Source organism: Enteractinococcus fodinae (assembly GCF_031458395.1).
GTDB classification, from domain to species: Bacteria; Actinomycetota; Actinomycetes; order Actinomycetales; family Micrococcaceae; genus Yaniella; species Yaniella fodinae.
Genome location: NZ_JAVDYJ010000001.1, coordinates 1,239,812 through 1,253,409 on the forward strand (window position 1 = coordinate 1,239,812; position 13,598 = coordinate 1,253,409).

General features: G+C 53.3%; 14 protein-coding genes. All 14 read left to right on the top strand.

Going from position 1 to position 13,598, the window contains the following annotated elements; translation table 11 throughout:
• Positions 1–138 precede the first annotated feature (138 nt).
• Positions 139–1,029, top strand: coding sequence for an ATP-grasp fold amidoligase family protein (locus J2S62_RS05835; protein ID WP_310172478.1), 891 nt, complete (start codon positions 139–141; stop codon positions 1,027–1,029).
• Between the two features lie 318 nt (positions 1,030–1,347).
• Positions 1,348–3,705: a glycosyltransferase family 2 protein gene (locus tag J2S62_RS05840; RefSeq protein ID WP_310172481.1), complete on the top strand. Its 2,358-nt coding sequence runs from the start codon at positions 1,348–1,350 to the stop codon at positions 3,703–3,705.
• Between the two features lie 693 nt (positions 3,706–4,398).
• Positions 4,399–4,917 carry a ribosome maturation factor RimM gene (gene rimM / locus J2S62_RS05845; protein WP_310175742.1) on the top strand — a complete coding sequence of 173 codons (519 nt, stop codon included), beginning with the start codon at positions 4,399–4,401 and terminating at the stop codon, positions 4,915–4,917.
• The gene (trmD, locus tag J2S62_RS05850) at positions 4,917–5,627 is read left to right on the top strand and encodes a tRNA (guanosine(37)-N1)-methyltransferase TrmD (RefSeq protein WP_310172484.1); all 711 of its coding nucleotides are present in this window, start codon (positions 4,917–4,919) and stop codon (positions 5,625–5,627) included. The genes rimM and trmD overlap by 1 nt, the downstream gene beginning before the upstream one ends.
• Positions 5,628–5,795: 168 nt before the next feature.
• The gene (gene rplS / locus J2S62_RS05855; RefSeq protein ID WP_310172488.1) at positions 5,796–6,140 is read left to right on the top strand and encodes a 50S ribosomal protein L19; all 345 of its coding nucleotides are present in this window, start codon (positions 5,796–5,798) and stop codon (positions 6,138–6,140) included.
• 15 nt (positions 6,141–6,155) lie between these two features.
• A complete protein-coding gene (gene lepB / locus J2S62_RS05860) occupies positions 6,156–6,806 on the top strand; it encodes a signal peptidase I (RefSeq protein ID WP_310172490.1) in 651 nt (216 codons plus the stop codon).
• Positions 6,803–7,498, top strand: coding sequence for a signal peptidase I (lepB, locus tag J2S62_RS05865; RefSeq protein WP_310172493.1), 696 nt, complete (start codon positions 6,803–6,805; stop codon positions 7,496–7,498). The genes lepB (J2S62_RS05860) and lepB (J2S62_RS05865) overlap by 4 nt, the downstream gene beginning before the upstream one ends.
• The gene (locus J2S62_RS05870) at positions 7,498–8,175 is read left to right on the top strand and encodes a ribonuclease HII (protein WP_310172497.1); all 678 of its coding nucleotides are present in this window, start codon (positions 7,498–7,500) and stop codon (positions 8,173–8,175) included. Before lepB (J2S62_RS05865) ends, J2S62_RS05870 begins: the two co-directional genes overlap by 1 nt.
• Before the next feature lie 42 nt (positions 8,176–8,217).
• Positions 8,218–8,562: a DUF2469 family protein gene (locus tag J2S62_RS05875; protein WP_310172499.1), complete on the top strand. Its 345-nt coding sequence runs from the start codon at positions 8,218–8,220 to the stop codon at positions 8,560–8,562.
• A 109-nt stretch (positions 8,563–8,671) separates the two neighbouring features.
• Positions 8,672–9,052: a YraN family protein gene (locus J2S62_RS05880; RefSeq protein WP_310172502.1), complete on the top strand. Its 381-nt coding sequence runs from the start codon at positions 8,672–8,674 to the stop codon at positions 9,050–9,052.
• Entirely contained in the window at positions 9,052–10,647 is a 1,596-nt protein-coding gene (locus J2S62_RS05885) for a YifB family Mg chelatase-like AAA ATPase (protein ID WP_310172503.1), read from the top strand. The genes J2S62_RS05880 and J2S62_RS05885 overlap by 1 nt, the downstream gene beginning before the upstream one ends.
• Positions 10,640–11,836: a DNA-processing protein DprA gene (gene dprA / locus J2S62_RS05890; RefSeq protein WP_310172506.1), complete on the top strand. Its 1,197-nt coding sequence runs from the start codon at positions 10,640–10,642 to the stop codon at positions 11,834–11,836. Before J2S62_RS05885 ends, dprA begins: the two co-directional genes overlap by 8 nt.
• Positions 11,837–11,874: 38 nt before the next feature.
• Positions 11,875–12,834, top strand: a complete 960-nt coding sequence (locus tag J2S62_RS05895; protein ID WP_310172508.1) for a tyrosine recombinase XerC — start codon at positions 11,875–11,877, stop codon at positions 12,832–12,834.
• 200 nt (positions 12,835–13,034) lie between these two features.
• The gene (locus tag J2S62_RS05900) at positions 13,035–13,538 is read left to right on the top strand and encodes a DUF3145 domain-containing protein (RefSeq protein WP_310172512.1); all 504 of its coding nucleotides are present in this window, start codon (positions 13,035–13,037) and stop codon (positions 13,536–13,538) included.
• Positions 13,539–13,598 lie beyond the last annotated feature (60 nt).

Below are 13,598 nucleotides of genomic sequence, written 5' to 3' on the forward strand. Positions count from 1 at the left end.
AACAAGACAGTAATGGGATGGCAAGAGCGCGTTGAAGAAGTGTCTCGGGCTAGATCGTATGCAAACGAGCCGGTCTGGGATCTTATCAGGAAAATAAGGCGCGACCGTTCGCTTCGCAAAGACACTCGAGAACGGTACTTGACTACACTCTATGATTCTCTTAGTGACAAAGATGTGCGTCAAGACATCGTGATGGATGCAGTTAAGTTCGGCGTTGGTACTTCATTTCGTGCCAGCATGAATGCTCTCCGCAGGACTAAGAGTTATGCACGCGCGATGGGCCAAGATATCTTTCCTGGTGGCAATGACAAACTAAGAGACCGCGCCTTTGGCGAAGCTCTAGGTATCGCAGTTCCCAAGACATACAAAAAGGATGCCCGTTTGGAAGACGTGGAGCTTATTCCACGAACAATATTGAAGCCACTTAAAGGGTCGTCATCACTGGCAGTATTCTATGTAGACGACAGTTGTACACTTCACTCGGTTAGAAGCTCCAAAACTTATGCTAGCTTAGCTGAAGCGGATCGCGAGATCCGCCGGTATAAGGACCACATCACCGTAGATAGGTGGGTGGTGGAAGAAGCAATTCTGGACGCGGCGAATAAGCTAGCGAACGATTTCAAGGTCTATTCTTTCTATGGCTTCGCCGGCATGTTCCTGGAAATCGATCGAAGTTCTTCAGCGAAGCCTAGATACGCTACCTACAACGCAAACGGTGAGGTGATCAAGCGCAATTCGCGAGAAATAACGTTCGAGGGGACCGGAGTGCCTCCTTCCATCTATGAATTATCAAACCGGATTTCCCTTGCCTCGCCTGTTCCCTTCCTAAGGCTAGATTTTCATATCGGAGCAGAAGCTTTATATTTAGGCGAGATAACGCCCCATCCCGGCGGGGTGCATGCGGGCGCCATCTACGAAGAGTTAGATCAAAGACTTGGCAGGTACTTCGCAGAAGCAGAGGCGCGTCTCTATCTTGACCTCCTGAACGGTAAAACCTTCCCTGAATTTAGACAAGCATACGGTCTCTAGAGTAAGTACGAGAGTATGAGGCGACATTGGACATGCATAAGGAAGCGATGGGTCAGGCACTGTGAGGATTGCAATCAAGCTGTTTAATTCGCGAAGAGCCTCAGCTTCCCGGTCTCATGGTCATGTAAACTATCAATTTCTAACTAAAACCGAACCTTGTGTGATCCCCAATGTCTATTAGGAGACATATCTGTAGTGACTGACTCATCAGCGCGTGACCTAAGTAACTTAACATCACAAGACCTCTATGCTGACTGCTATCACCGAGTCGGTGGGGACTTGAATTCCTTAATCGCCTCTGCGTTAAGGACCAGGTCGTTGGGCTTACGTGATGTTCTGTTGAGTGGGGCTCTGCATCCTTCTGTTTCTTTGGCAACATTCAAAACACGGCTGGTGACGAGCGGCGAGATAACGGACAACGACGTGGCTGACCCCAAAGTTCTTGCTGAGCTGGGGCGAGTCGTTTTGCTTCAAAATCTGCTTCCAGAAGACGTCTCGTGTGGCGTGAGGTTGCTTTCGATGGCCCAAGAATTAGCTGGGGCTTCAGGCGTCTCGCGAAGGGCGAGGAGAGCTCTCATACAGCATCATATTGTGAATGGGAACGCTCAGCGGGCTGAACATCTCCTGGATAAGGATCCCGATCTCGACAGTGCATTCTTTGGATATCTGCGCACAGAGTTGCGTAATCCATTCAAATATAACTCACCCTCAGGTTTCGAGGATTGGCTGACAGCCTTTAACCGACCGTTCATTTCGCACCGATTGCAGCCCGTGCGACTCGTCGACAATACTGGGTTGCGGCCCTTCGATCGGCTGACCGCTCGGGTTCCCGATCATCAGGTGCGGGAACAAGGCGAAGAACCTCTTGTTTCAGTGGTCCTTACGGTATACAAACCCGACGAGGAACGACTACTGACTTCGGTCCGATCAATCCTTGCCCAGTCTTGGACCAGACTCGAATTGCTAATTGTCGATGACAATTCTGGCCCCGAGTTCCAGGGGATCTTTGGACGAGTCGCAGCTTTAGACTCGAGGATTGAAATCATCAGCCTTAGTGAAAACAGAGGCACATACGCGGCTAGAAATGTGGGGTATGCCGCTTCGTCAGGTGATTTTATTACGGGTCAAGATGATGACGATTGGTCGCACCCTGAACGTATCGCGCGTCAGATGGCATTTTTGCAAGAAAACCCCAATGCTATTGGGTGTAGGGTTAGTGCGATACGGTGTGATGAGAACCTTGGCCGAGTACGTGTGGGCTACTCACCTGAGGGCCAGAATGCCTCCTCGTTGTTAATACGCAGGGAAGGTTACGAGAAGGGCGGAGGCTTTTTAGAAGCCAGAAAAGCTGCTGATACTGAATATTATTTTCGGCTAATGAAGGTGACCGGTCGCCCCATCACAGACCTTAGGGAACCTCTAAGCATCATCCGCATCTTAGATGGGTCGTTGTCCCGGGCGGACTTCTCTCCGGGCTGGAAGCACAGTTCCCGAAGAAGCTTCAGATCAGCTTATGAGTATTGGCATAGTCATACTGAGGACGCTGCTTTACATGTTACGCCTGAGCGGCGTTATCCCGTAGCGATACCGCACCGTTTCCAGATTAGGCCCAGTGCTGGGCAAGAATTCGATGTTGTAGTGGCTGGGGAATGGGAAGGCACAGGTCGAATACAACGGACAATGCTTGACGTAGTTGAGGGATTAATGGGTGCTGACTATCGCGTTGCCGTGCTCAATTTAGAGTCAGAGCGTACCTTACGTGTCGAAGAGCAAGTACCGCTGAACAAGCAGATTCAGAAGCTGATTAACGAGGGTTCTGTCCACGAGGTGTTCTATGATGACGAGGCCTACGTCAAGCTGTTGATAATCTCATCTCCCTCAATTTTGGAATTCCTGCCTCACGGCCCTTCAGGTATGTCAGTTGAGTCGTTGCTAGTTACAGCTAACGAGTCTCCCTATGCAAGTGACGCAAATTCTATTCTTTATCTTCCAGCTAACAGCCACGCTAACGCTGAAGCTTCTTTTGGCGTGGCGCCGATCTGGTTGCCGCGTGATCGATATATACGTGCTTTACTGGACGTGCACATCAGTTCCGAATGCCTCTATGACTGGGACTGGCCTGGCATCGCAGATCTTAAACGCTGGCACAATCGCCTTTACTACCGAAGTATGAGGCCGGTGGTCGGGCGGGCTGCCTTGGGAACAGCATCCGAGTGGCCTAGGCTGAGAAAAACCATCGAAGAAGTCTATCCTATAGATGGTCGCTACGATATCCGAATAATGGGGAAAATCCATAACGCATTAGATAATTTAGGGGACCGACGAACACCCGAAGCTTGGACGGTCTACCAAGACGAAGAATTACAACTTCAAACGTTTCTAAATTCTTTGGATTATTATGTCTTCTACCCAGATGAACGCACGAGAGAGCTCCCCTTATCGCATATGCTCGATGTGCTCAGTTCTGGAACGATCTTGATTCTGCCGAGACAGTTTAGAGATATTTTCGGGGAAGCTGCCCTATATGGCGAGCCTGATGAAGTTGGCGACATAATAGATCGCCTACATTCAGATTTTTCTCTCTATGAGGCGCAGCTAGCACGTACTAAAACAGTGTTGTCCAATCGTTTTAGCCAAAAAGCTTTTGCCCGCTTGCTGTCGACACTGTTGACTTAATTTACAACCTAAGGAGCCACGTTTTGAACTGGAGAGAGTTCACTTTATTATTAATAGGGGCAGTGATAACAGCGGCAGGAGTCTTAGCGTCGTTTTTTTGGTCTCTCACGGCTGCCCTAATTTCGTTATTAATTATGGTCTTTCTGTTGATGGTCGTACAGCTCCTTCAACGGAGACAGCTTGGCAAAATACAACAGCGCAGTCTAGCAATGCTCCGCTTCCAAAGTTCGGACAAGGAAGAAGGTGGGTCCTCTGAAAGAGATACCATCGCTGTCCGGAAAATAGTAGATATGCTTCAAGCTCAGCAAATCAGTATGGAATTGATTTATGACAAGCTGGGAGAGCTAGAACAGCAGCGTCCCAGTAATCCGGAACCGAAATAGTTCACGACTGAGACCAAGGTGGCAGGTGCAGAATTTAGATAACCGACTTCTACTCTCAGCATATGCGGATTATGGGCGTATTAGAACTGAATGCCCTCTGCTTCCCGCCGAGGCCGACAACACATGCCGATCTATGTCCAAACTTTTCTCGATTTGGCGAGTCTAACAGTTGACATAACGCATACCTAGGAAGGAAGGGCATCTATGCATTTTCCCGAGAAGGTCGCTGCAACTATGATGAGCGAACCCTATAGCGAAAGGTTCCCACGTGCATATAGATGAGCCATGGAATCATAAACGCGAAGTTCGTGTGGCTAGGATTGGGAAGCCGCACGGAATTCGAGGAGAAGTGACGGTTGAACTATTTACCGATTCGCCCGAGGTACGGTTCGCCCAGGGGAACGTCTTAACCCTCCAAGGGCACTTTCGCGAGCACCCGTATACGACTCTAACGGTTGAGACCACCAGGTGGCATAAGAATATTCTCCTTGTTAAGTTTGTGGAGTGCGCAGATCGGACCACCGCAGAAACGTTACGAAATTTCGAATTATACGACTATATAGAATCCGTGGCTGATGATGCTAATAGTTGGTATGCCGATGAGCTAGTTGGTTTCGCTGTTCATATTGATACATGGGACTCGACAGCGATAGGGGAGGTAAGTAACTTGATCACTCGCAATGTCCAAGATTTGCTTGAAGTCAGATTAAACGATGGCCGAGAGTTTTCTATCCCTTTTGTGGAGGAGATTGTTCCAAGTATCAGCAAAGAACGAGACGCGGTGCTAATTACCCCACCCCCGGGTCTATTGGAGTTGAATCAAGAATAGTGCGTATTGATATTGTCAGCATTTTTCCTGAATATTTAAAAGCCTTAGACCTCTCTCTTCTGGGTAAAGCACAAGAAGTAGATCTCATTCAAATTCATGTGCATGATCTGCGGGATTACACTTTTGACCGGCACCAAACGGTTGACGACACTCCCTATGGCGGTGGCGCTGGTATGGTCATGAAGGCTGAGCCATGGGCACTTGCTCTCGAAGATATCCTCGACTCATCAGAGTCAGTGAAGCCGACCTTGATAGTGCCGACCCCCTCCGGAGAGGTGTTCGGCCAGCCAGTTGCCCACGATCTGGCAGAACTCGAGCATCTTGTGTTTGCATGTGGCCGGTATGAGGGAATCGATGAACGAATGTTTGATTGGGCTCGCGAGCGTTTCGATGTGCGGCTGATGTCCCTTGGGGACTACGTGCTCAATGGGGGAGAGGTCGCCGCGTTGGCGATGATCGAAGCCGTCGGGCGGCTCGTGCCTGGCGTGGTTGGCAACCCGGAGTCATTAGTCGAGGAATCCCACAGCGAGGACGGCTTACTGGAGTATCCGGTATATACGAAACCATCCTCATGGCGGAGTTATGACGTGCCTGAAATTCTCTTGTCAGGTGACCACGCGAAGATTGCTGCCTGGCGTCGCGAACAGCAAGAAGAGCGCACGCGTCAACGCCGCCCAGATTTATGGACAAAGCGCCAAGATATGGCATAATGACTAGTTGTGCCTAATGGGTGGTTGATCTGCCGTGGGGGATTGAGTCATCAACGTTGGGCGCCGGGGAGGCAACTTCATGTTGTACCTCGAAATCTTCCACCGCGAGACTTTAGAGCTTGCTGAGGAATGTGGACGACCTGCGGCGGTCCACTAGGAGTAGACTCCATGAACATTATTGATCAGTTGAATCAGAAGAATCTTCGCGACGACGTCCCAGACTTTCGTCCAGGTGACACCGTTGCAGTTCACGTGAACATTGTTGAAGGGAAAACCCAGCGTATTCAGGTTTTCGAAGGCTTCGTCATGGCTCGTCAGGGCAGCGGCGTTTCCGAAACCTTCACCGTTCGCAAATCATCTTTCGGCGTTGGTATTGAGCGTCAGTTCCCAGTGCACTCACCGGTGATTGACAAAATCGAGGTCAAGAAACGCGGTCAGGTACGTCGCGCCAAGCTGTACTACATGCGCGAACGTAGCGGTAAAGCTGCACGTATTCCGGAAAAGCGGAACTAGCTCAACGCAGCGTCCGTGGCGAATTCGTCAACCCCACAGCGGGCTGGATCTTCCAAGAAGAAGAACCGGCCCGCTGTGGGCATTAACAGGCCCATCATGATCCTCTTAGCGGTGACGTTGATAACCGTTATGGCAGTCTTTGCTTTGCGGGCTTACCATCTCAATACGTACACCATCCCCTCGGCATCAATGGAGCCCACCTTACAAGTGGGGGATCGGGTGGAAATCGATCCTGACGCTTACCAAACTACTGAACCACAACGCGGCGACGTGGTCGTCTTTGACGGGTCAGGCAGCTTCTACGCTTACGATTCAGAAACACCGATGAAGCGATTCCGCGATAACGTGTTAGGGCTTGTGGGCATGGCGCCGAAGGATCATGCGGTTGTAAAACGTGTCATCGCTACCGATGGTGACACCGTGGAATGCTGTGATACCAGTGGCCAACTGCTGCTCAACGGTCAGGTACTCAATGAGCCTTACTTGGCAGAACCCGATAGGCCAGCTTCATCTAGCTCGTTTGAAGTTGAAGTACCAGATAATAGAGTGTTCCTTCTGGGAGACAATCGGTATGATTCGATTGACTCCCGTGCTCTGCTCGGAGCTCCGGGCGGGGGCATGATACAAAATGAAAAAATCTATGGACCGGTGATCAGTACCCGATGACAGCTTCAACTCCAAGCGACGGAGCAGAGAAACGCACCGGTGGGCTCTTCCGCGGTTTCCGCGAGATACTGATCATCATCGTTATTGCGATTGTCGTAGCGTTTGTAATACGGACCTTCTTCTTTCGCGCCTTCCTGATCCCATCGGGATCCATGGAAGACACCCTGCAGGTCAACGACCGAATCTTTGTGAACCTCCTGGTCGATTCTGAGGAACAGCTTGAGCGCGGTGACGTGGTGGTCTTCGAAGATCAACACGGGTGGCTTCCGCCGGTAGAGTCCGACCCAAACGCGTTCTATCAAGCCATGGAATTTATCGGCCTGTACCCCTCTACTTCAGAGCAGCACCTAGTGAAACGCATTATTGGTATGTCTGGTGATCACATCACGGTCAATGACGACTCAGGCAATCTTGTCGTCAATGGGACAGAGATTGATGAACCATATTTGTATCCTGGAGTGGAAGGATCTGACATCAATTTCGATGTCACAGTCCCCGAAGGCAAACTGTGGATGATGGGAGACAACCGCAGCGCATCCGGCGACTCACGCTCACATATGGACGGCCCCAACGGAGGTTTCGTAAATGTAGATCAAGTTGTCGGTCGAGCCGAAATCGTCGCCTGGCCACTAAACCGCTGGGGTTCGGCTGGTTCAAATAATGAGCCCTTCGATCAGGTACCGGAGCCCTAATGCAATTCCCTGATCTCAGCATCGAAACTGCACTGGCCCAACAATGCGGCGGCACGCTGATCGCCGGCATGGATGAAGTGGGGCGAGGGGCACTCGCAGGTCCAGTGGCAGTGGGTGTGGCCGCGGTGGATACCGCTGTCGCCCAGCCGCTCGAGGGATTGCGAGATTCCAAAAAACTTACCGTACTGCAACGCGAGCGCATGGCTATAGCGATCCCCGATTGGGCGGCCACGGCAGTCGGACTGGCTTCAGCCGATGAGATTGATACATACGGCCTCTCAGCAGCACTCGGCCTGGCTGGGAGACGCGCGTGGCACCAACTCGTCTCGACCATCGGCATGCCCCAGGGTCTCGTTCTGGACGGGAACACGATGTGGCTCAATGCCGCTCCACATGATTTGGTTCGGGCGCTTGAACCGGTCGATACACGTGTGATGTTGCAAACTAAAGCAGATGTGACGTGCTGCACGGTCTCCGCTGCGGCGATTACCGCCAAAGTGGCGCGGGATGCTCTGATGATTGAACTGGCTGAACGGTTTCCAGATTATGGGTGGGCTAGCAACAAAGGCTACGGCTCCGTCGCACATCGTTCAGCACTCAACACGCTAGGTGTGACCGACTATCACCGTAAATCATGGAATCTTGTGCCAGAAGAGATACAGCCGAAGTTATTGTAATCCTGGTCCCGATTCGCAGCTGAACCAACTACGATGTGAGGCATGACGGATCGCGATGACGAATTGGCTCAATATGCAGCCGATCAAGAGCTAAATCTCTATAAAGAGTATCGAGATGTTATCCGCCTCTTCCGCTACATCGTTGAAACCGACCGTCGCTTCTACCTCGCCAACTCAGTCGAGATGGTCACCCACCATGAAACCGGTGACACCTACTTCGAACTCCTGCTGGAAGATGCCTGGGTCTGGGATGTCTTTCGCACATCTCGATTCATTCAACGAGCTCGCATCCTGAGCTTCCGGGATATCAACATCGAAGAGCTTCCCAACCGGGACGATTCAGATATGCCCGCTGATGGTCCGCACGTACCACCGCTAACTGAGTAGTCACTAAAACCCTCTGGTAGTAGGCTCAGCGAGAGTTATCCACATTCTGGGCTAGGTGCCACCTAAGACCGTGTTTCAGCGACGAGACTGGCGGTGGAGGTGAGGCACCATGACAACCAATTCCTCACAACAGCACCCGACCGGGTTGGGTACCTACGGCGAAGAACTAGCCTGCGAAGCATTAGCAACCGCTGGCTATCACATACTAGAACGTAACTGGCTAGCAGCAGCTGGCGAAGTCGACATCATCGCCTACCATCGCCAACAACTCGTAGCAGTAGAAGTAAAGACTCGCGCCGGAACGGGTTATGGCGATCCGTTAGTTTCCGTAACTCGCCACCAAATGCGCCGCATACAGCGAGGGCTGCTGCAGTTCAAACAAACGGTGTATCCCAAATATGCTCACACGCCACTGCGTATCGATATTGTTGGCGTCGTGATTGACCAAAATGGTGAAGCAACTGCCGAGCTATTACAGGATGTCGCCTAATGGACGCTTCACAACGTCCACCGGTGGTCATGAACCTCAGTTCTCCGACCCGAATAGGCAGAACATACAGCGTGGCGTTAGCCGGTATGAAGGGGCAGATCGTCTCAATAGAAGCAGATATTGGTAATACCTTGCCAGGCTTCACTTTGCTTGGGTTACCTGACCAGTCGCTTCAAGAGGCCAAGGACCGCATACGTGCCGCGGCGCGCAACAGCGGGTTGCCACTCACTCGCAGACACCTCACGGTCAACTTAACCCCAGCATCCCTCCACAAAAGAGGCTCCGTATTTGACCTCGCAATCATTATGGCCGCGTGGGGAGCGGACTACTCCGTACAGCATGAGACAGGACCGGTTTTTCTGGCCGCCCTGGGTCTCGATGGTTCTCTCCAGACCGCCCCGGGCATCCTGCCCGCCGTGATGGCCGCAGTAGAAGCCGGGCACAAAGACATCGTCGTAGCTGAAGAAGCTCGAGCCCAAGCCCAGATTGTCCCTGAAGCGCGGGTTCGTGGGTATCGCCACCTGTCACAGATCGCGGCAGACTTTGGCGCTCCGGTGGAGCCCAGAGACGTCTCAGCGCCGGCTGTAGTGACTCAGCCAACGGTACCGCTGGCTGTGCAACAGGTGCATGACCTGGCCGATGTCCAAGGCCAGCAAGAAGCGCGGTGGGCTCTTGAAATAGCGGCAGCGGGTGGCCATCACCTGCTGCTGGAGGGGCCACCCGGTGCCGGCAAAACGATGCTGGCCCAGCGTTTACCCTCCATCATGGCCGCCATGGATCCCAAGACTGCATTAGAAAACGCCGCGATTCGATCCCTGCTCGACGGGGCCGAACCCATGGCGACATTATCGAGCCAACCGCCCTTTCAAGCCCCACACCACTCAGCAACTGCCACTGCGCTACTTGGCGGCGGCTCCGGCTTCGTTCGTCCCGGTGCAGTGTCCCAAGCTCACGGGGGAGTCTTATTCTTGGACGAAGCCGCCGAGTTCAAAAGATCCGTGTTAGACACACTCCGGCAGCCGCTGGAAACAGGCAGCGTCACCCTCCACCGGGCGCGCCACACCGTAGAGTTCCCGGCCCGATTTCAGCTGGTGCTGGCGACCAATCCATGTCCGTGCGGCCACGGGCACGGTACAGGCCGTCACTGTCGTTGCAGCTCGCTTCAGCGACGCAGATATGCCGCCAAACTTTCAGGCCCGCTACTCGATCGGGTTGATCTTCAGGTCTCCGTTGAACCGGTAACTTCCCGGCATTTCACGAACCAGCAGCCCACTGAAACCTCAACGCAAGTCGCCCAACGTGTCAATGCGGCAATCGAGCGAGCCAAAACCCGGCTCAGCCTCCACGGACTGTATCGCAACCATCAAGTCCCCATTCAGCTGCTGCACGATCCATCTCTAATGGTAAGTAAGGCGGGCAAGCGCATACTGGACCGGGCCCTTGATAGCCACCAAATCAGTGCCAGAGGCTACGGCCGAGTTATGCGGGTCGCCTGGACGATCGCCGACCTCATGCAAGCGGATCGACCTGACTCCGACCATGTCGATATGGCCCTATACCTACGCCTAAACGAGAAGGGATACCGCCATGGCTGACTCAGAACTACGGCATGCTCGCGCTGGCCTCACACAGGTAATAGAGCCCGCAGACAATCTCGGGACACATGCAGCACAAGCCTGGGGACCGATACGCCTTCTAGAGATCATTCAAGGTAGTATACCCAGCCAACAAGACTGGATAGCACTTGCAGCACTCGATCCCGGCGACGGACAATACACCAAAATGCTCCGCCACAAACTTGGAGAAGCCATTGACCGATGGCGCAGACGTGGGAAGTACCTCCAACCCGAAACAGCACTACACTACATCACCAAACTCGGCGGGAAATTTCTCGTTCCAGAAGACCCACACTGGCCCCCAGCGCTCGCAGACCTCGAAGGCTCTGCGCCGCTAGGCTTATGGACTCTCGGAGAGGCGCCAATTCCACAGGTAGAAGCATCGCTGGCCATCGTGGGGTCACGTGAGTCCACCTCCTATGGGGACAGAGCGACTACCAACCTGGTAGCACATGCACGAGGGATGGGCCTGACGGTGGTTTCTGGCGGTGCTTATGGCATCGATGCCACAGCACATCGCGCAGCGCTAGAGCGGTCCGGTCAGGGGACCCCTACGGTTGCGGTATTAGCCGGAGGACTTGACCGACTGTATCCGGCCGGTAACACCCAGTTACTACAACAGATCGCCAAGAGAGGTCTCCTCATCACTGAGATGCCCCCTGGGATGCGGCCGAATCGCTATCGATTCCTCAACCGAAATCGTCTCATAGCCGCCCTGTCGGCAGCCACCATTGTGGTAGAAGCCCGGTATCGGTCTGGCGCTCTCAGCACAGCAAACCATGCCCACGATCTGGACCGGACAGTCGGGGCCGTGCCGGGGCCTATCAACGTACCCACCTCAGCGGGATGTCATCGTCTCATCAAAGAATCACCCACACAGCTCGTAGATGATGCAACCGATCTAGACGCCTTTTACGGCTCAACTACCGAAGCACCCCCTGCGTCTACCGCTGCAGCAAATCAGCGCAACTATGACATCTTGGATTTAGAAGAAATGCTCGTGTTCGATGCTCTACCGGTCAGCACCACGACGAACATTAGTCACTTGACGGGACTTACAGGACTGCCGGTGCCTCAAATTACCGGTATCCTCACCAGGCTGGAACGCTATGGCCTTGCAGCTCAAACCACCTCGGGATGGAAGAAACGCAGAGACACCTTGAGCTAATCCTTTGAGACGCGCTGTCTTCATGTCACAGTAAGAACATGTCCGCTGAAATTTCCCCTCAAGATCGCGAGCTCATCGAGGAGTACTGTCACTATTTGCAGTACGAGATGAACCGATCGGCCCATACCATCCGATCGTATCGCTCAGATCTGACAGGCTTGGCCTCAGACCTCCAGAAACGCGCTGCCGAGCAAGATGAACTACTGCCAGTTTTTCGGGTTGCCACGTTGGAAGATTTCCGGGCCTGGTTAGCGCAACTGACCCAGCACGGCATGAGCCGCACCACCATGGCTCGTAAAACGACGGCTATCCGGCAGTTCATGGGGTGGCTCGTGCGTCAAGGTATTCGCGAGGACAATCCAGCGGCACGGCTCATTACGTCAAAACAAACTTCGCATCTGCCCGATACGTTATCTCAGAAGCAAGTGCGGCAAGCCTTAGATGCACTGTACGAAGCGGTACGCGGTGAGTCTGGAGACCCTAGTGACCCGCTGGCACTTCGCGATGTGGCGATGTTTGAAGTCCTCTACTCAACTGGCATCCGAGTGGCCGAAATCGAAGGACTCGACATTGAAGATATCGATTTCTCCCGATCCGTCGTCAAAGTGACTGGAAAGGGCGATAAACAACGGATAGTCCCTTTAACGGCCCCAGCAGTGCGAGCCTTAGAACAGTGGCTTTCCGCAGGGCGAGCGAAGGTACTGGGTGATAAGCCTCAGACGCCCGCGGTGTTTCTGGGGGCCCGTGGGCGCCGTATCGGAGCAAGGCAAATCCGAGAAGTGGTCAACGAGGTGCTACGAAGGCTCGGCGACACTTCTGCTTCTGGGGTTCATGTACTGCGACATACCGCAGCGACGCATCTCCTGGACGGGGGAGCGGATCTCCGGTCGGTACAGGAGCTTTTAGGCCACGAATCGTTACAGACCACCCAGCTCTATACTCATGTCTCGATCGATCGATTGCGCCAGGGGTATCAGCAGGCGCACCCGCGCGCTTAAGAAGCCTCGGCTAGGTGGTTCCACAACTACCTTTTTGGCAGGCTGTCCCTGGCCAGTGCGTTTTCGAAAGATTACGACTAGTGTGCTGTGGCCAGTAGCTATCAACCAGATCATCAGGCATAATGGTGTCTGTTGGATTTTCCGTAATCAATGACAAGTGGTCGTAGGGGAAGACGTACCGCAAGTTATGGAGGATCGGAATGTCTGGCATTGATGCAAGAGGTGTACTTTACGTGCACTCGGCCCCAGCAGCCCTCTGCCCTCATATTGAGTGGGCAGTCGGGGCTGCTTTGGGTGCCCAAGAAAAGCTTGAATGGGAGCCCCAGCCGGCGGCCCCTGGAACCTATCGAGCCGAAATCAATTGGAGTGCTCCGCAAGGTAGCGGCGCAAAGCTTGCTTCGTCATTGCGTGGGTGGGCACACCTACGTTATGAGATCACTGAAGAAGCGTCTGAAGGTTCAGACGGTTCCCGTTGGTCGCACACCCCAGAACTAGGAATTTTCCACGCAACCACCGACGTTACGGGCAACATCATGGTGTCCGAAGACCGGATCCGCTATGCCTATGAGCAAGCAAATGGAGACCCTTCGGCGGTCTATCATGAGCTGTCGCTGGCTTTGGGCGAGGCCTGGGATGAGGAACTTGAGCCCTTCCGTCAGGCAGCAGACGGTGCTAACGTGCGTTGGCTTCACCGCGTAGGCTGAACGCTCAACACGATCCTTCAAAACGACAACGGAGGCCGGTTCGCTATGAACCGGCCTCCG

Coding starts and splice junctions, on each gene's coding strand:
- rplS (WP_310172488.1), top strand. CDS start 5,796: ATGAACATTATTGATCAGTTGAATCAGAAGAATCTTCGCGACGACGTC.
- lepB (WP_310172493.1), top strand. CDS start 6,803: ATGACAGCTTCAACTCCAAGCGACGGAGCAGAGAAACGCACCGGTGGG.
- J2S62_RS05870 (WP_310172497.1), top strand. CDS start 7,498: ATGCAATTCCCTGATCTCAGCATCGAAACTGCACTGGCCCAACAATGC.
- J2S62_RS05875 (WP_310172499.1), top strand. CDS start 8,218: ATGACGGATCGCGATGACGAATTGGCTCAATATGCAGCCGATCAAGAG.
- J2S62_RS05880 (WP_310172502.1), top strand. CDS start 8,672: ATGACAACCAATTCCTCACAACAGCACCCGACCGGGTTGGGTACCTAC.
- J2S62_RS05885 (WP_310172503.1), top strand. CDS start 9,052: ATGGACGCTTCACAACGTCCACCGGTGGTCATGAACCTCAGTTCTCCG.
- dprA (WP_310172506.1), top strand. CDS start 10,640: ATGGCTGACTCAGAACTACGGCATGCTCGCGCTGGCCTCACACAGGTA.
- J2S62_RS05895 (WP_310172508.1), top strand. CDS start 11,875: ATGTCCGCTGAAATTTCCCCTCAAGATCGCGAGCTCATCGAGGAGTAC.
- J2S62_RS05900 (WP_310172512.1), top strand. CDS start 13,035: ATGTCTGGCATTGATGCAAGAGGTGTACTTTACGTGCACTCGGCCCCA.